Below are 17994 nucleotides of genomic sequence, written 5' to 3' on the forward strand. Positions count from 1 at the left end.
GTATGCCGCCGTGACGCCCGACCTCGCGCCCGGACCCGCGTCGCGCGTGTCTCGCCGAGGGCCGGGCGGCCGCTCACGCACCGTCCGCGATGCCCGGCAGCACGCTGCCCCCGGCCTCCATGGCGTAGGAGCGCAGCCGGGCGTCGCCGCCCACGGCCACCGGGTGCCCGACCGCCCTCAGCAGCGGGAGGTCGGAGGCGTGGTCGCCGTAGGCCGCGGCGTTCTGCGGGGCGATGCCGTGCTCGGCGAGGAACCCGAGCGCGGCACCGGCCTTCTCCTCCCCGATCACCGGTGTCTCCAGCTCTCCGGTGTAGACGCCGTCCGCGATCCGCGGTCTGCTGCACAGGAGCGCGTGGGCGCCCAGGCGCCGGCGGACGGGTTCCAGGCAGGGCGGGAACGAGCCCGACACCAGCACGATGAGCGCGCCGGCCCGGCGGTGCCTCGCCAGGGCCTCCACCACCGGCTCGTGCCACACCCCGCCCCGGGCGCACTCCTGGTCGAACCAGTCCCGCCCCTGCCGCATGACGTCCCGCACCGCCTGGCCCGCGTAGGAGCGGTAGTAGTCGCGGTTGGTCACGGCGCGCGGTGTCCCGGCGGCCGCTCGGGCGCGCAGCTGTGCGGCGACCTCGTGGTAGCGCTCGTCGGGCAGACCGCGCGCCCGGAAGTGGTAGGCCAGAAAGCGGAACATGCTCTTGAAGCGCACCAGGGTCTCGTCCACGTCGAAGAACACCGCGGAGAGGCGCCGGCCTGCCGCCGTGGCGTCCGACGACCGTACGGCGGACCGGGCGGACCGTACGTCAGCCATGCGCGGTCCCTCCCCCGGGTCCCTCGTGTCCCCGGTGCCCCTCACGCCCTTCCCGCCTCTCGTACGCGAGGAACGTCACCGTCCTGGGCAGCACCGCGGCGACGAGCGAGCGAGCGCCGGCCGCGGCGGCGCCATCCTGGGGCGACCTGCGGACGGGCAGCGGCGCGAGGACGGCGTCCAGCACCGCGGAGGTCAGCCCCGTGGCGAAGGCGACCGGCCGTATCGCCGCCCCGCGCGACGCGGCCGTCACCGGCCCGTCTCGCAGCCCGGGTCGGGGGCGGGCTTGCTGTAGCCCGCGCCCTCCGGCAGGACATCGGTGATGTAGAGCACGACGGGCTCGCTGCCCTTGTTCACTCCGAAGTGGACCTCGTCGGGCCCCGTCGGCTCGACCAGCGCGTCACCGGGCTTCAGGATGCGGACGGAGCAGTCCTCGCCGTTGATACGGGTCAGCGTGCCGGACACGATGACCGCGATCTCCTCGCCCTCGTGGTAGTGCCAGCCGGTGCTCGCGCCCGGCGGGATGGTGGCCTTGCGGTAGACGAGCTTGCGCGGACCGTCGGCGTTGACGGTGAAGGGGCGGTCCGTGTCGCCCTCGGCGAGGGGCTCACTGGTGATCGGCCCCGGGGAGGCCGCGGCCCGCGGGGCGGAGGCGTCCCGTCCGGCGTCCGGCGCGGCGGTGGCGTAGGCGGTGGCGAGGCCGCCGGCGGCCAGCGACAGGGCGGCCGCGACGGCCACCTGGGCGGCCCTGCGCCGACGGCTGGTCAGGTAGGTGAACAGGGACATGCGAGGTCCTTCCTCGGGTGCGGGATGGGGCGGTCGTTCGCTTGCGGGGCGGACGACCGGCCGTGGTGAAGCGGGAGTTCAGGCCGCGGCGCGCCGGGCGCGGGCGGTCAGATAGGCGCGTACGCCACGCCCCGGGGTCTTGCGGCCGAGGTGGCCGTGGGCGACGAGCTCTTCGAAGAGCCCCACGGGCGCCAGCTCCGGTGCCTGCGCGTCCTGGTGCAGACGGCGCTGGATGCCCAGGGCCACATCGACACCGATGGTGTCGAGCAGACGCGTGGGACCCAGCGGCTGGCCGCCGACGGACTTCGACGCCGTGTCCAGGAGCCGGGCGTCGATCTCCGGGTGCTCCAGCAGGCGCAGCGCGTCGTTCAGGTACGGGAAGAGCAGCGCGTTGACGAGGAACCCGGTGCGGTCGGCGCACTCGACCGCGACCTTCCCCAGGCGGTGCACCACACCGCGGGCCCGCGCCACGGCCGCGTCACCGGTGCCGCCGGCCCGGATGAGTTCCACCAGGCGCATCGTGGACGGCGGGTTGAAGAAGTGCAGGCCCAGAACGTCCCGCGGGCGGCCGGACGCCGTGGCGCAGTCCTCGACCGGAAGGCTGGACGTGGTGGTGGCCAGCACGCAGTCCTCGCGGCACAGCCGGCCCAGCCGACGGAACAGGTCCTGCTTCACCGCCGCGTCCTCGACGACGGCCTCGATCACCAGATCGGCCCCGGCGGTCAGGGCGAGGTCGTCGGTGGCGGTCCAGCGTCCGAGCGCCGCCGCCACCTCGTCGTCCGTCAGACCGCCGCCGCGCAGTGCGAACGCGATCCGCTCCGTCACGGCGGCCGCCTTCTGCCGGGTGCGGGCCACCAGGACGGTGCGGTATCCGGCGCGCAGTACGGTCTCGGCGATGCCGGTCGCCATGGTGCCCGAGCCGACCACGGCCACGGTGGTGACGTCGTCGGCCCGCTCCGGCGCCGGGCTTCCGGCGGCGGAGCCGGTGGGGCCGCCCGTGGCGGCCGGAGCCCGCACGTGGGCCGGCGGGTGCGAGGGCGCCGGCGCGTAGCGGGGCCCGAGCCTGCTGTACAGGCCGTCGAGGATGTCCCGGGCGGTGCGGTCACCGATGGCGTCGAGGACGGCCAGCGGCCCGTCGCTCCAGCCGCAGCCGAGCCGGAGTGCCGTCTCGAGGGAGTCCCGGTCCGCGTAGCCCTCGGCGTGGGTGCGGGCCGCCTGGTTGAGCAGGCCGAAGACCAGGGCGGGGGCGAGTGATCCCGGCAGGTCCGGTACGGCGAGCGGGGTGGTCCCCGCCCGCGTCAGCACGTCGGTCACCCGCTGCGCGGCGGCGTCGCCGGTGTGCGGTGCCCGGGCCAGTTCGACGGCGTCGAGCCGGTCGGCGCGGACGAACCGCAGGGCCAGCAGGTCGCCCCGCGCCGCGGCCGCGAGCTCGGCGGCGGGAGTGGTGAGCGCCGTCGTCACGACCGGGGCGTCGGGCTGCCGGTACCGGGCGATGTCCCGCAGAATCCGCTGCTTGCCGGGTTCCGGCTCCGGAACCGCCTCGACGACCAGGTCCGCCGGGGCGATCGCGGAGAGCTCACCGCTGACGGTGAAGTGGGCGCCGCCGACCGCCCGCCGGGCCGCCGCCGCGGCGTCGGGGTCGTGGTCGACACCGACGGTGGACAGTCCGGCGGCGGTCAGGCGTCGGGCCAGTTCGGTGCCGACGGCACCGAGCCCGACGACCGCGACCGATTCCGGAGGGTTCGGTGGCATGGGGCTGTCCTTCGCAGGTGAGGGGGGACGGGCTCAGTAACGGCTGCCGACGGGCGACGGCACCGCGTCCAGCTCCGCGAGGTCGCTCGGGGTCAGCCGCAGGGCGGCCGCCCCGATGTTCTCCGCGAGGTAGCGCGGGTTCTTGGTGCCGGGGATCGGGACGACGTGCTCGCCCTGGGCCAGGGTCCAGGCGATGGCGACCTGGGCCGGCGTGGCGTCGTGCCGCCGCGCCACGGTGCGTACGGCCTCCACGATGCGCAGGTTGGCGGTGAACGCCTCGTCCGCGAAGCGCGGGTTGGTCGCGCGGAAGTCGCCGCTCTCGAAGGCGGGCCGGTCGAACGCGCCGGTCAGGAAGCCCCGCCCGAGCGGGGCGAACGGCACGAAGGCGGCACCGTGGTCGGCGCACCAGCGGACCATGTCGGTGTCCGGGGCGAGCGCGTCTCGGGTCCACAGCGACAGCTCGGACTGCACCGCCGACACCGGGTGGATGCGGTGGGCCCGCTCCGCCTGCTCCGGTGTCACCTCCGACAGACCGAGCCGCCGTACCTTGCCCTCGGCCACCAGTTCGGCCATGCAGCTCCAGGAGGCCTCCAGGGGGACTGCCGGGTCCACGCGGTGCAGGTAGTACAGGTCGATGGTGTCGGTGCCCAGGCGGCGCAGGCTCGCCTCGACCGAGGCGCGGATGTGGGCCGGTGAGCCGTTCCGGCTGAGGGTGCGGGTGCGCAGGTCGTCGACGACGATGCCCACCTTCGTGGCCACGACCGCGTCATCCCTGCGGCCGGCCAGGGCACGGCCGACCAGGCGCTCGTTGTGGCCCTCTCCGTAGGCGTCCGCGGTGTCGAGATGGGTGACGCCGGCGTCCAGCGCCTGCCGGATGACGGCGATCGCTTGTTCGTCGTCGCGCTGGGACTCGGCGTAGCCCCAGCTCATGCCCATGCAGCCGAGACCGATGGCCCCGACGACCGGGCCGGCGTGGCCCAGGTGGCGCGTCCTCACGTGTGCTCCTTGTGTGGGTCGGTGGTGCGGAGTGCTCGCCCTCGGCCGCCTGGTGCTCGCCCTCGGCCTCGGGGTGCCCGCCCTCGGCCTCTGGGTGCTCGCCGTCGGCCTCGGGGTGCTCGCCGTCGGCCTCGGGGTCATGCCGTGGCGAGCACGAGGGCGGCGTTGTGGCCGCCGAAGCCGAGCGAGGTGCTCATGGCCACCCGCAGCGGGGCCTTGCGGGCCTCGCCGGTGACCACGTCCACGTCGATCGCGGGGTCCAGATCACGGACGTTGGCGGTGGGCGGCACCGTGCCACGGCTCAGCGCGAGCGCCGTGTAGGCGGCCTCGATGGCCCCGGCGGCGGCCAGGGTGTGGCCGGTGACGCCCTTGGTCGAGGTGACCGCGGCCCGGGAGCCGAGGACCGTGCGCAGCGCGCGCGCCTCCGTCAGGTCGTTCATGGGAGTCGAGGTGCCGTGCGCGTTGACGTGATCGACCTCGTCGGCGCCCACGCCGGCGTCGGCGAGCGCGGTCCGCACGGCCCGGGCGAGCCCGGCGCCCTCGGGGTCGGGGGCGGTCGCGTGGTAGGCGTCCGAGGAGGCGCCGAACCCGATGACACGGGCGTACGCCGACCGGCCGCGGGCGGCGGCGTCCCGTTCCCGTTCCAGGACGAGGACCGCGGCGCCCTCGCCGGGGACGAAGCCGTCCCGGTCGGCGGCGAACGGCCGGGAAGCGGTGGCCGGGTCGTCCTTGCGGGCCGAGAGTGCGCCCATCCGGGCCAGCCCCGTGACGGTGGCCGGGCTGATCGCGGACTCGGTTCCTCCGGCCAGGACGATGTCGCACAGCCCGCTCGCGAGCCACTGGCGGGCGGTCCCGACGGCCGACGCCCCCGAGGCGCAGGCCGTGGCCGTCACCAGGCTGGGCCCGTGCACGCGCTGGTCCATGGCGACGTACCCGGCCACCATGTTGACCATGCCCATGGGGATCATCAGCGGCGAGACCTCGTCGGGTGCGCCGTTGTAGTACGTGTCGTGTTGCTTCTCGAACGTCGTGGTCCCGCCGAGCGAGTTGCCGAGCACCACCCCGACCCGCGTGCCGTCCCACCGGGCCGGGTCGAGCCCGGCGTCGGCGACCGCCTGACGGGCGGCGACCACGGCGAGCTGGACAAAGCGGTCCAGCTTCCAGGCGTGCCGCCGCCCGAGCAGCGCGTCGGCGTCGAACCCGGGCACCCGGCACGAGAAGTCCGTGGGCAGGCCCTGCAGTGCCAGGTCGGTGGCCGCTGCGGAGCTGCCCGCGACGACGCGGGCCCAGTTCTCCTCCACGCCGATGCCGGCCGGAGTGACCAGGCCGATCCCGGTGACCGAGACATCGGCGCCGCGGCGGGTGTCCGTCACAGCTTGGGGCCCTTGCTCTCGATGAGGGCGGCGGCGTCGTCGAGGGTGAAGGAGGACTTGAGCTCGCCTTCCTCGATCACCACGTCGATCTCCTTGCGGAGGATGAGGGCCAGTTCGACGGTGATGAGCGAGTCGATGTCGAGCTGCTCGAAGGTCGCGCCGGAGCGCGTCTCCTCCTCCGGCAGCCCGAACTTCTCGCTGAGTATGGCCGCGAGACGGTCCTTGATCTGCTCGGTGATCGTGGGGGTGGTCATGGTGATCCTTTCGTCGGGTGTCCGTGTGGGACAGGGCTGGGACGTCCGTGGGGGCAGCGCTCGGACGTTCGTACGGGGCGTCTGGGACAGCGCTCAGACGGGCGCGGGTGTGGGGGCGAGGCGCAGGGCGGGCCAGGTCAGGGCTGCTGAGCCCCAGGTGAGGCCGCCCCCGAAACCGGTGAGCAGCACCCGCTGGCCGGGGACGAGGGCCCCCTGGATCTGCGCGTCGGCCAGGGCCAGCGGAATGGAGGCCGCGACCGTGTTGCCGACCTGGTCGAGATTGACCACGATCTGCTCGTCCGCCAGGCCGAGCTGTTCACCGACCGCCCGCAGGATGCGCACGTTGGCCTGATGGGCCACCACCCGGTCGGGGCCGCGGTCGGACCAGCCGATCCGGTCGATCAGCTGTCGCGCCGACTTGCTCATGCTGAGGACGGCCTCGGTGAAGACGGGACGGCCCTGCATCGAGAACCAGTGGTCCTCCGGGGACGCGTCCCCGCCCGTCGACCGCTGGCGTGAGCCACCGGCCCGCACGGTGATGAGGTCGGCGCCGGCCCCGTCGCTGCCCAGGTCGAACCCGAGCAGGGCGCCCGGCTCCGCGGTGTCGCCGAGCCGCAGCACCACGGCGCCGGCCCCGTCGCCGAAGATGGCCCGCGTGGTGCGGTCGGCGGGGTTGAGGATGGTGGAGAAGGTGTCGGCCCCGATGACCAGTGCCTTGCCTGCGGTTCCGGCGGTGAGCATGGCGGCGGCGGCCGACAGGGCGTAGACGAAGCCCGCGCACACCGCTGCCACGTCGAAGGCGGCGATGCCCGTCATGCCGAGGCGCTGCGCGACCGCCGGCGCGGTGGCCGGGCACGGATGGTCGGGGGTGCTGGTGGCGAGGACGACGAGATCCACGTCGTCCGGCGCGGCGCCGGCGGACTCCAGTGCCCTGCGGCCCGCCGCCACCGCCAGATCGGAGGTGGCCTGGCCGGGGGCGATGACGCGACGGTTCCGAATGCCGGTACGGGAGGTGATCCACTCGTCCGAGGTGGCGAGTTCCCGGGCCAGGTCCGCGTTGGAGACCACGGTCTCGGGCAGCGCGCCGCCGAGGCCGCAGACGACGGCCGCCCGGTTCACGAGACGACCTCGGCGGACGCGCCACCGGCCGCGGAACCGGAGGCGGCACGGGCCGCGGACCCGGTCCCAGCACCGGCCGCGGAACCCGACCCGGCACCAACCACGGAACCTCCACCGGACCCCGCGGCGGGCCCGTCGGTCCGAGCACCGTCGCTCCGGGCAGCCTCGGCTCCCATCTCCGTGACGGTCTCCCGTCCCACGCGGCCGGTGCGCGGCAGGGCGGTGAGGACCAGGCGGGCGCGGCGCAGCGCTATGCGCAGCTCCGCCGGGTCGGGCTCGGTGAGGGCGGCGACATGCCCGTCGGGACGGACCAGGACGGCCTTCGGCTCCTTGCCGAGCAGCGCGACGAACCCGGGCCAGCCCGAGATGTCCCGCACCGGGAAGGTATCGGGGAGCGACTGGCGCAGCGCGTCACGCTGCCGCACCCAGGCGCCGTCCTGCCGCTCCCCGGCCCAGAGCAGCACCGTGGGGGACTGGGCGTCGATGGCCGGCCAGCGGCCCTGTCCCGGAGCGGGGGATTCCGCCGGTCCGCCATGGTGGCTGAACACGGGCAGCCGGTCGCCGACGCCGACCCTGCGGGTGACCCCGGGCAGCGTCTGCCACAGGGACTCCGCGGGCCGGTAGGTGACGTCGTGCTGGGCCATGAGCGGTGCGCCGAAGCGCTGCAGGACGCCGGTGCGCTGCGCTGCCCGCACCAGGGTGTCGCGTATGGCGACCTCCCGGCGCCGGTTGAAAAGGCCCCAGCTGGTCTGCTTGGCGGTGGTGAGGACGACCCGCTCGGCGGCCAGGCGCCGCTCGGTGTCGTACGTGTCGAGAATGCCCGGTTCGAAGACCCCGCGGATCACGCCCGCGAGCTTCCAGCCGAGGTTCACCGCGTCCTGGATGCCGGTGTTCATGCCCTGTGCGCCGGCGGCGCTGAACAGGTGCCCCGCGTCGCCGGCGAGGAAGACCCGCCCGTCGCGAAGCGTCTCGGCGACCCGGCGACGCGCCCGGAAGATGGTCGTCCACTTGAGCGGGCCGATCAGGCCGGGGCGGGGCGCCCGTTCGTCCATGACCCGCTGGAACAGCTCCCGCGGCGGCGCGTGCTGCTCGGTCCAGTCCGGGACACTGACCGCGAGCCGGAACTGACCGTTGCCGAAGGGCGCGAACCCGAGGGCGCCGCCGCGCGTGTAGCAGTAGAGCAACTCGTTGTTGTGCAGGTCCCCTTCGATGGGACCGTCGCCGATGGCGAACAGCACGTCCTCGCCGCTGCCGAGGAACTCGATCCCGGCCAGCGTGCGCACGGCGCTGTGCGCGCCGTCCGCGCCCACCACCCAGTCGGCCTCGATCTCCTCGGTACGCCCGCCCGGCCACCGCACGGTGACGACGGGCCGCCGGCCGGAGTTGTCGAGCCCGGTGACCGTGCCCTGCTCGACCTGGCCGCCCAGCTTCACCAGACGCTCACGGATCACGTCCTCCGTACGGTCCTGGGGGATCACGAGTCCGAACGGAAAGGGGGTGTCGGTGAGACGGCTCATCTCCACGGACCCCAGATGCCGCTTCTGCGAGTAGTAGGAGACGGCGTCGAGCCGGTTTCCGGCCTCCGCCAGCGGCTCGGCGGCACCGATCCGGCTGAGCAGCTCCAGGCTGCGGGGCCAGACCACGATGGCGCGGGAGTGCAGTGAGGAACCGGGCGGGGTGCCGTCGACGATGCGCACCGGCACCCCCTGACTGAGGAGTTCGGACGCCAGCACCAGGCCCACCGGGCCGGCCCCCACGACCAGCACCGGCCGCCTGGCGCCCGAGCGCTTCTGCGTGGAATTCGTCATCCTTACGCCTTTCATCGCTAGTGCGGTACCGGTGCTCGACCGGTACCGATCCGGTGCCGAGCGCCATCCGGGCGCCGGACGGGGGAGGTTCGGACGGTCACGGCCGCTGGACGACCACGCCGCTCCAGGTGAATCCGGCGCCCGCGCTGAGCACGACGGCGTGCTCGCCGGGGCGCAGCCGCCAGGGCCCGGCGCCGGACAGCGCGGCGAGATTGGCGAAGAGATCGCCGGCGCCGAGGTGGCCGGTGGCGGCGCCCAGGTCGACCGCGGGCGCGGAGGTGACCTCGGCGATCGCCGGGCCGTAGATGTCGCGGGCCGTGGCCCGGCCCAGGCGGGGCAGCAGCACCGCACGCAGGGAGGGTTCCTCGCCGGAGAGCCCCGCCTCGCGCAGCGCGGTGGCGACGACCCGGCTCGTGGTCTCCCGCAGCCGCCGTACGAACGGCTCCCTGCCGGTGCCGGTCAGAAAGGCCTTCTTGGTCCGGCGTACGTCGACGGTGGCGCCGCGGGCGTGCGGCACGTCCTGGAACGCGGTCACGTCACGATGCACGACCTCCAGGTCCGGTGCGGCGAGCGTGTGCACGGCCCGCAGGGCGAGGCCGCGCCCGGAGGCGTCGCGGCGGCGTTCCAGCACCGCGGCGGTGCCGCTGTCGCCGTACCACACCCCGTAGTCGCCGCCCCAGCGGTCGAAGCCGGGCTCGCGGAACCGGTCCGCCGTGGTGATGAGGACGGGACCATGGCCGGGCATGCCCAGCTGCCGGGCCAGCGCGGTCTCCAGGGCCGCAGCACCGCCGTTGCACATCTGCTGGATGCCGATGGGGGTCGCGTCGACGGCCCCGGTGTGCTGGGCCACGTAGTGCGCCGGCGACCAGAAGTCGTGCCCCTGGTAGTACGTCCAGGCGTGCAGCACGGCCCGCACGGCCCGCGGCACCAGGCCCGCCTCGGCCAGGGCGCGGCGGCCGGCCCGCACGGCCAGTTCGGGCGCCGACTCCTCCTTGGAGACGGGTACTTGGTCGTATCCGATCGCCTCGGCCTCGTCCGGCGTGACGCGGCCGCCGGCCACGGCGTCCGCCGCTTTGGCCGTGTGCGCCGGAAGCCATTCGACGGCCGTGACCCGAATATCGTCGGGCGCCTTCACCGCGTCGCCTCCGCTTTCTGCCGGACCGGCGTCTCCGCTTTCCGCCGGCCACCGCGCAGAACTCCGGACGTCGCCATGCTCATACGTCCCGCCGCGACCGCCATTCCGCCCTGTGAGAACCGCACCTGAAAGTCGCGCACTTCGGCGGCGCCCGCGAATTCCTCGGCACCTTCCCCGGCGTCGGGCGTCCGCACCACGGAATCCCCGCTCTTGAGAATGCGTACCGTCGTCGGCGCGTCCAGTTCGGCATACCGGGTGAACGAGAAATCGAAGGCGACCGGCGTGGTGTGCGGCACGGACGTGCCGAACAGTTCCGCCGACGTGTACAGAGCCAGCTGGCGGGCCGCCTCCATCAGCACCATGCCCGGCAGATGGTCCTGCGCGTGATCGAACATGCTGCGGTTCTCGACCGGCACCCGGATGTCCGCCCACGCTCCGTCCGGGCCGACCCGCACGTCCCGGAGCACCACGTTCGTCGGCTCGCGCCGGCCCACGTCGGCGGGGTCGAGGAGGGTGGCGGCGTACGGGATGTCCGCGAACGGCGTGAGCGGAGCGGACCGGCCCTGCGAGCGCACCGTCTCGTACACCGCGCCGGGGATGTAGCCGACATCGATGCTGACCCGGCCCAGACGGTGCCGGTCCATCACCAGTTCGACGCGGTAGGTCAGACGTCGCACGTCACCGGCGGCGCCCCGGCGGTCACCGGTGCGCACGTACATGAGCAGCTGCCCCGGACGATCGCCGACCGGGGCCGTCAGCAGCCCCGGCAGCGACATCGACCAGGAGCGCAGCAGGAACTTGCTGTCCTCCGGCACACCGAAGAACGCGTGCCCCCCGTAGGTCTCCGCCTGGCGGGCGCACTCCAGGAGCAGAAGCGGGTCCGGCACCGGGAGCCGGGAGGCGCGCTCCACGTAGTACGCGTGCGCGGAGGGCAGCTGGGCGGCCGCCACATAGTCCGCCTCGTCGACCTGCCGGGCATCGGTCAGGAACACCTCCGACAGCGCCCAGCGGTGCAGCGTGTTCCGGTCGACGGTCCGCGTGAACCCCAATTCTCCCGCCGCTGCCGGAAAGTCATGCGGAATCCACGAAACCATTGAACCGCTCCCCCTCCAGTAGTCCACGGCGTCCCCGCGAAACCAGGGACCGCACTGCACCCAGCATTCCGGGCACGGGCTCACGCCCCGCTCAAGCCGGACCATGGCCGAAGCGGCTCGGAGGGAATTCACCGTCGCCGGATCACGGATTTCGAGGCACCCGGCCCTTGGGCCTGCCGACCAGAGCTGCCGACAAGGGCCGCGGACCCGGACGTGCCGACAGGCCTGCCGATCAAGGCTGCCGATCGGGGCTGCCGCAGCACGTCCCGAGCAACAGAAAACCCCAGGTCACGAGTGTGACCTGGGGTTCCAGTGGAGCCGCTTTCGGGATTCGAACCCGAGACCTACGCATTACGAGTGCGTTGCTCTGGCCATCTGAGCTAAAGCGGCGCGTCGCCCGCACTATGGTGCGATCGGCGACGTCGGTAAGTCTACACAGTTTCCGGGGGTGCTTCGTACCAGCCCCGGGGAGGGGGCTCCGGAGCTGGTGGGGAGGGCGATGGGGTGGCTATGAGCAGCGCTTCCCGTCCGCAGGCGGGGTGCCGCGGAGCAGGTAGGCGTTGATCGTGCGGTCGACGCAGTCGCTGCCGCGGCCGTAGGCGGTGTGGCCGTCGCCGTCGTAGGTGAGGAGGCGGCCGGAGGAGAGCTGGCCGGCGAGGGACTGGGCCCAGCGGTAGGGGGTGGCGGGGTCGCGGGTGGTGCCGACGACGACGATGGGCTGGGCGCCCTTCGCCTCGATGCGGTGCGGTTCGCCGGTGGGGGCGACCGGCCAGTACGTGCAGTTCAGGGCGGCCCACGCCAGGCCCTCGCCGAACACCGGGGACGCCTTCTCGAACGCGGGCAGCGCCTTGCGGACGTCGTCGGGGCCCTGGAAGGAGGGCGGCAGGTCGAGGCAGTTCACGGCGGCGTTGGCGAACATGAGGTTGGAGTAGTCGCCGTCCGCGTCGCGCTCGTAGTAGCTGTCGGAGAGGGCCAGCAGGCCCGCGCCGTCGTTCTCCTTCATCGCCGAGTTCAGCGCCTCGCGCAGCTGCGGCCAGGCCGACTCGTCGTACATCGCGGCGATGACCCCTGTGGTGGCCAGGGCCTCGACGAGCCTGCGGCCGTCCGCGTCGCCGGTGGGGATCGGCCGGGCGTCCAGCTTGTCGAAGAACGCCTTGAGGTTCCTGCCGGCCTGCTGCGAGGTGGTGCCCCGGCCGCCGAGCGGGCAGTCGGCATGGCGTACGCAGTCCTTCGCGAACGCCTGGAACGCGGTCTCGAAGCCCGCCGTCTGGTCGAGGTTCAGCCGGCGCGCGGGCAGCGACGGGTCCATCGCGCCGTCCAGCACCAGCCGGCCCACCCGGTCCGGGAAGAGCCCGGCGTACGTCGCCCCGAGGAAGGTGCCGTACGACGCCCCCACGTACGTCAGCCGCTCGTCGCCCAGCGCCTCCCGCAGGAGGTCCATGTCCCGCGCCGCCTCGACGGTGGAGACGTGCCGCAGCAGCTTCGGCGCGTCCGCGCCGCACCCCTCGGCGAACTTCCGGTAGGCGTCGACCAGCCCGTCCGTCTCCCGGGCGTCGTCGGGGGTGATGTCCGTCTGCGTGTAGGTGTCCATCTCCCGCCCGTCGAGACACTCCACGGGCTCGCTGCGGGCCACCCCACGCGGGTCCACGGCGACCAGGTCGTACCGCGCGCGGACGTCCGCCGGGTAGCCGATCGCCGCGTAACTCTGGAGGTAGCCGATCGCCGAGCCGCCCGGCCCGCCCGGGTTCACCAGCAGCGAGCCCAGCCGCTTGCCCGGGCCGGTGGCCTTCTTGCGGGCCACCGCGAGGCGGATGTCGCCCTTGCCGGGGGCGGCGTAGTCCAGCGGGGCGCGCAGCGTGGCGCACTGGAAGCCGGGGACGCCGCAGGCGCGCCAGCTCAGCTTCTGCGCGTAGTACGGCGCCAGGGCGGACGGAGTGGCGCGCGGCAGAGCGGTCAGCGCGGCGTCGCCGGCCTGTGCCGCCCGGGCGGCCGAGCTGGCGGAACTCGTGGAACTTCCGGTGGTGCAGGCGGAGACGACCAGCGCGGTGGCGGCGAGGAAGACGGCTCCGGTGCGAAACCTGGACCTGCGGTGGGGGCGCCTTGAGTACATTCCGCGAGCGTAACGCTGCGCGACGGTCCGGACGCCGTGTGTGCGGGGCGCGCCACGGATGGGTGGTCGTTGTCCAACGGATGAGGTACACCGTCAACCGTCCCCGCGCCCTTCCCCCTCCCCCGGTGGGCCGTCGGCTCAGCCCGCTCTCAGCGCCATCGTCATCGCCTCGACCGCGAGCAGCGGCGCCACATTGCGGTCCAGGGCGTCCCGGCAGGCGGCGATCGCCTCGATCCGGCGCAGGGTCGCCTCGGGAGAACTGTCGCGGGCGATCCGCTCCAGGGCGTCCTCGGCGTCGGTGTTGGCCAGGGCGATGCGGGAGCCGAGCTGGAGGGCGAGCACGTCGCGGTAGAAGGCGGTGAGGTCGGTCAGGGCGAGGTCGAGGCTGTCGCGCTGGGTGCGGGTGCGGCGGCGTTTCTGCTTGTCCTCCAGGTCCTTGATCACGCCCGCCGTGCCGCGCGGCAGCCGGCCGCCCTGGGCCGCGCCGAGGGCCGCCTTCAGCTCCTCGGTCTCCTTGGTGTCGGTCTCCTCGGCGAGCTGCTTGGCGTCCTCCGCGGCGGCGTCCACCAGCTCCTGCGCTGCCTTCAGCGCGCCGCCGACCTCCGCGACGCGCAGCGGCAGCCTCAGCACGGCGGCGCGGCGCTCCCGCGCGGCCGGGTCGGTGGCCAGGCGCCGGGCCCGGTCGACATGCCCCTGGGTGGCCCGCGCGGCCGCGGCGGCGACCTCGGGCTCGATGCCCTCCCGGCGGATCAGCATGTCGGCGACGGCGTCCACGGACGGCGTGCTCAGGTTCAGGTGGCGGCAGCGGGAGCGGATCGTCGGCAGGACGTCCTCGATGGAGGGCGCGCACAGCAGCCAGACCGTGCGGGGGGCGGGCTCCTCCACGGCCTTGAGGACCGCGTTGGCCGACTTCTCGTTCAGCCGTTCGGCGTCCTCGACGAGGATGATCTGCCAGCGGCCGTTCGCCGGCGAGGTGAACGACTTCCGTACGGTGTCGCGCATGTCGTCGGCGAGGATCTGGGTGCCGACGGCGGCGACGGTGCTGACGTCGGCGTGCGTGCCGACGAGGGCCGTGTGACATCCGTCGCAGAAGCCGCACCCGGGCGCCCCGCCCAGCGCGCGGTCGGGGCTCACGCACTGGAGCGCCGCCGCGAACGCCCGCGCCGCCTGCGTCCGGCCGGCGCCGGGCGGCCCGGTGAACAGCCACGCGTGCGTCATCTTCGACGCCGCCGGGGGCGGCGCGTCGGCTCCGGCGGCGGTGACCAGGGCGTCGGCGTCCCGCGCGGCAGCCGCCAGCTGCTCGCTCACCCTCTCCTGCCCGACGAGGTCATCCCACACCGTCATGGGCCACCGTGCCCTTCCGTCACACTCCGCGTACGCCTTCCATTGTGGGGGCGACCACTGACAACAGCGCCGGGCGCGTCGGCCACGGCCGCCCGGCCGCGACGCCGGGCACCAGGGCAGCGAGGCTCAGCGACCGCGACCTCGGCCCCTGCCGCCCCGGCGCCCCTCGTCCCCGTACTCGTCCTCCCGCGGCGCCAGCAGCTCGTCCGCCAGCGTCGGCAGATCGTCCAGCGGCGTCTCCTCGGCCCAGTCGGGCCGCGGCCGCCGTGGAGCGGGGCCCTCAGCCTCGACCTGCGGCAGCTCGCGCGTACGGTCGTCCGACCCGTCCGGCTCCTTGCGGAAGAAGTCCTGCGGAACCCGGTCCGCCGGATCGTCGGCCCGCACGGGCGGCAGCACCGCGGTCTCGTCCGCGGCCCCCGGCACGACCGGCGGCAGCACGGCCGTCTCGTCGGCCGCCTCGGGCACCTGCGGCAGCACCGCCGTCTCGTCCGCCGCCCCCGGGACGCCCTGCGAGGCCGGCGGCTGCGGCAGCTCGGCCGTCACCTCGGAGTCGGGGTCACGCCGCCCGGTGTCGCCGTCCTGCACCGGCCGCAGCACCGTCGTCGCGTCGTCCGCGCCCCCGGGCTTCCCGTCCGGCTTCACCACCGGCGTCGGCACGGTCACCGCCTCCGACGGCGGCGTGGCGACCTCGGGCCGGACCGGCTTCGGGCCCGCCTGTGCGGCGGCCGTGGCCTGCTCGGCCGCCCGGCGGGCCTCCTCCGCCCGCAGCAGGGCCTCCTCCGCCTTGCGCTGCTTCTCCAGGCGGCGTGCCTCGGCCTCGGCCCGCAGCCGGGCCTCCTCCTCGGCCTGCTGACGGCGCCGCTCCTCTTCGGCCTTGCGCCGGGCCTCCTCCTCCGCGCGGGCCTTCTCCTCGGCGAGCAGCCGCTGCCGCTCCTCCTCGGCGCGGCGGCGCGCCTCCTCGGCCCGCAGCCGGGCCTCCTCCGCCTGCCGCTCGGCCTCGCGCCGCTGCGCCTCCTCCAGCTCGCGCCGCTTGCGCTCCTCCTCCTCGGCGCGCAGCCGGGCCAGCTGCTCCTGGCGCTCGCGCTCCAGGCGCTCCTCCTCGGCCTTGCGGGCGGCCTCTTCCTCCGCCTTGCGCCGGGCCTCCTCCTCGGCCTTGCGGCGGGCCTCCTCGCGGGCCTCGATCTCGGCCTGGGACAGCGGCAGCACCTGGTCGAGCCGGGCCCGGATCACGGTGGTGACGGCCTCGGGCTCCTGCCCGGCGTCCACGACGAGATACCGGCCGGGGTCGGACGCGGCGAGGGTCAGGAATCCGGACCGCACGCGCGCGTGGAACTCGGCGGGCTCGGACTCCAGCCGGTCCGGCGCCTCGGTGAACCGCTCGCGGGCAGCCTCCGGCGAGACGTCGAGCAGCACGGTCAGATGCGGGACCAGCCCGTCGGTCGCCCAGCGGTTGATCCGGGCGATCTCCGTCGGGGACAGGTCGCGGCCCGCGCCCTGGTAGGCCACCGACGAGTCGATGTACCGGTCGGAGATGACGACCGCGCCGCGCTCCAGCGCGGGCCGCACCACCGTGTCGACGTGCTCCGCGCGGTCCGCGGCGTACAGCAGGGCCTCCGCGCGGTGCGACAGTCCGGCGCTCGACACGTCGAGCAGGATGGACCGCAGCCGCTTGCCGACCGGGGTCGCGCCCGGCTCGCGGGTCACCACGACCTCGTGGCCCTTGGCGCGGATCCACTCGGCGAGCGCTTCGGCCTGGGTGGACTTCCCGGCGCCGTCGCCGCCCTCCAGGGCGATGAAGAAGCCGGTCGGGGCGGGTGCCTGCACCGGGTCGTCGCCGCCGAGCACCGCGTCGCGCAGGTCGTGCCGCAGCGGCACTCCGGAGCGGTCGTCGAGCTTGGCCAGGACCAGCGCGGCGACCGGCAGCAGGAGCGCGCCGACCAGCATCAGCGTGAACGCGGCGCCGCCGTGCGCGAAGACGAACTTGCCGCTCTCCAGCCGGTGCGGCCCGATCAGTGCCGCCACCAGAGGCGCGATCAGCGCGCCGAGCGCCACGAAGACGCGGACGACGGCGTGCAGGTGCTCGGTGGTGCGCGGGCGCCGGAAGTCCTCGGTCTCCTGGTCGAGCAGCGCGTGCCCGGTGTTGGCGGCCACGCCCGCGCCGACGCCGGCCAGGGCGACGATCAGCAGCACGGTGGTGACGTCCGGGACCAGCCCGGCGGCCAGCAGCGCGACGCCGGTGAAGGCGATCGCCAGCGCCAGCATGCGGCGCCGCGACAGCGACACCAGCGCCTTCGGCGCCGTACGGATGCCGGCGACGACGCCGCCGGTCAGCGCGAGCACCAGCAGGCCGTACGTCACCGGGCCGCCGCCCAGGTCCTTGGCGTGCAGCACGGACGCGGCGACGGCGGCGGCGATCGCGCCCGCCACAGCGGCGCAGGCGAGCACCAGCAGCGGGATCGCGCCGGTACGGCCCTTGTCGGCGCCGGTGCCGGTCTTCGGGCGGCGCAGCCCCTCCAGCGGCGACCTCGCGCGCGGCGTGCGGGCCGCGGGCAGCTCCAGGAACGTCAGCACGGACAGCGACGCGGCGAACAGGCCGGCCGCGACATACGAGCCGAGGGCCGCCTGGTGCTGGGCGAACCAGGCGACGCCGGCGCCGAGGAGGTTGTTCAGCAGGGATGCGGCGACGAGCGCGGCGGCCGCGAGGGGGATCGCCGCGAAGCTCGTGCGCAGCGACAGGCGGCGCAGGGCGTCCATGTGGTCCGGTAGCGGGCGGACCGTCGCGCCCTCCAGGGGCGGGGCGGGCAGCAGGGCGGGGGCGGCGCTCTCCCGGCACACCGTCCAGAACCGCTCGGCGACACCGGTGACGAAGACGGTGACCAGGAGCACGGCGAGCGCGTCGCCCGGCGTCCAGTCGATCCACAGCGGGGCCACGATCAGCAGCGCCGCGCGGACGCCGTCCGCGCCGACCATGGTCCAGCGGCGGTCGAGCGGGCCGTCCTGGGAGGTGAGCGAGGTGAGCGGACCGAGGAGGACGGCGCCGAAGAGCAGGGTGGCCAGGATCCGCGCCCCGAAAACGGTCGCCACTGCGAACGCCACGCCCCGGTAGCCGCCACCGAAGGCGCCCTCGGCGATGGCCGCCTGGAGCACCAGGAGGACCAGCACGAGAAGAGCGAGGACATCGCCGACCCCGCTCACCAGCTGTGCGCTCCACAGCCGTTTCAACTGCGGCTGGCGCAACAGGGAACGGACGGCACGCTCGCGGGAGTCCGCGACCAGCGCGTCGTCGGGGTCCGGGTGAGGGGCCGTTGGCTGCTCGGCTCGCGTCATGCGTTCAGCCTATCGGGCCCCGCCGACACTCCGGGGCGCGCGCCCGAACGCCCGCACGCCCCCGCACTCGAACGAGCGGGGGGCGTTGGTTTCG

The 17994-nt window shown here is 74.5% G+C and carries 14 protein-coding genes and 1 tRNA gene; all 15 read right to left on the reverse strand.

The annotated features are described in order from the left end of the window. Positions 1-73: 73 nt before the first annotated feature. On the reverse strand, positions 74-805 hold the full coding sequence (locus tag ACZ42A_RS26250) for an HAD family hydrolase (protein ID WP_468529707.1): 732 nt from the start codon (positions 803-805) through the stop codon (positions 74-76). Beyond that, positions 798-1055: a hypothetical protein gene (locus ACZ42A_RS26255; RefSeq protein WP_468529708.1), complete on the reverse strand. Its 258-nt coding sequence runs from the start codon at positions 1053-1055 to the stop codon at positions 798-800. The genes ACZ42A_RS26250 and ACZ42A_RS26255 overlap by 8 nt, the downstream gene beginning before the upstream one ends. Next, positions 1052-1588: a cupin domain-containing protein gene (locus ACZ42A_RS26260; protein WP_468529709.1), complete on the reverse strand. Its 537-nt coding sequence runs from the start codon at positions 1586-1588 to the stop codon at positions 1052-1054. Before ACZ42A_RS26260 ends, ACZ42A_RS26255 begins: the two co-directional genes overlap by 4 nt. Positions 1589-1666: 78 nt before the next feature. Next, positions 1667-3340: a 3-hydroxyacyl-CoA dehydrogenase family protein gene (locus tag ACZ42A_RS26265; RefSeq protein ID WP_468529710.1), complete on the reverse strand. Its 1674-nt coding sequence runs from the start codon at positions 3338-3340 to the stop codon at positions 1667-1669. Positions 3341-3373: 33 nt separating this feature from the next. Continuing rightward, positions 3374-4336, reverse strand: a complete 963-nt coding sequence (locus ACZ42A_RS26270) for an aldo/keto reductase (RefSeq protein ID WP_468529711.1) — start codon at positions 4334-4336, stop codon at positions 3374-3376. 137 nt (positions 4337-4473) lie between these two features. Beyond that, positions 4474-5709 carry a beta-ketoacyl-[acyl-carrier-protein] synthase family protein gene (locus ACZ42A_RS26275; protein WP_468529712.1) on the reverse strand — a complete coding sequence of 412 codons (1236 nt, stop codon included), beginning with the start codon at positions 5707-5709 and terminating at the stop codon, positions 4474-4476. Then, positions 5706-5963 carry an acyl carrier protein gene (locus ACZ42A_RS26280; RefSeq protein WP_468529713.1) on the reverse strand — a complete coding sequence of 86 codons (258 nt, stop codon included), beginning with the start codon at positions 5961-5963 and terminating at the stop codon, positions 5706-5708. The genes ACZ42A_RS26275 and ACZ42A_RS26280 overlap by 4 nt, the downstream gene beginning before the upstream one ends. A 93-nt stretch (positions 5964-6056) precedes the next feature. Further along, positions 6057-7082, reverse strand: coding sequence for a beta-ketoacyl-ACP synthase III (locus tag ACZ42A_RS26285; protein WP_468529714.1), 1026 nt, complete (start codon positions 7080-7082; stop codon positions 6057-6059). Beyond that, positions 7079-8890 carry an FAD-dependent monooxygenase gene (locus tag ACZ42A_RS26290; RefSeq protein ID WP_468529715.1) on the reverse strand — a complete coding sequence of 604 codons (1812 nt, stop codon included), beginning with the start codon at positions 8888-8890 and terminating at the stop codon, positions 7079-7081. Before ACZ42A_RS26290 ends, ACZ42A_RS26285 begins: the two co-directional genes overlap by 4 nt. 97 nt (positions 8891-8987) lie before the next feature. Beyond that, positions 8988-10025: a ketoacyl-ACP synthase III family protein gene (locus ACZ42A_RS26295; RefSeq protein WP_468529716.1), complete on the reverse strand. Its 1038-nt coding sequence runs from the start codon at positions 10023-10025 to the stop codon at positions 8988-8990. Beyond that, positions 10022-11074 (reverse strand): AfsA-related hotdog domain-containing protein, encoded by a 1053-nt coding sequence (locus ACZ42A_RS26300; RefSeq protein ID WP_468529717.1) that lies wholly within the window; start codon positions 11072-11074, stop codon positions 10022-10024. The genes ACZ42A_RS26295 and ACZ42A_RS26300 overlap by 4 nt, the downstream gene beginning before the upstream one ends. A gap of 358 nt (positions 11075-11432) precedes the next feature. Beyond that, positions 11433-11509, reverse strand: a tRNA-Thr gene (locus tag ACZ42A_RS26305). A gap of 118 nt (positions 11510-11627) precedes the next feature. Further along, entirely contained in the window at positions 11628-13229 is a 1602-nt protein-coding gene (locus tag ACZ42A_RS26310) for an alpha/beta hydrolase (protein ID WP_468529718.1), read from the reverse strand. A gap of 138 nt (positions 13230-13367) precedes the next feature. Further along, positions 13368-14573, reverse strand: coding sequence for a DNA polymerase III subunit delta' (locus tag ACZ42A_RS26315; protein WP_468529719.1), 1206 nt, complete (start codon positions 14571-14573; stop codon positions 13368-13370). A 126-nt stretch (positions 14574-14699) separates the two neighbouring features. Further along, positions 14700-17900: a dTMP kinase gene (tmk, locus tag ACZ42A_RS26320; RefSeq protein WP_468529720.1), complete on the reverse strand. Its 3201-nt coding sequence runs from the start codon at positions 17898-17900 to the stop codon at positions 14700-14702. Positions 17901-17994: the final 94 nt, after the last annotated feature.

It is taken from the genome of Streptomyces sp. NPDC030838 (assembly GCF_055572035.1).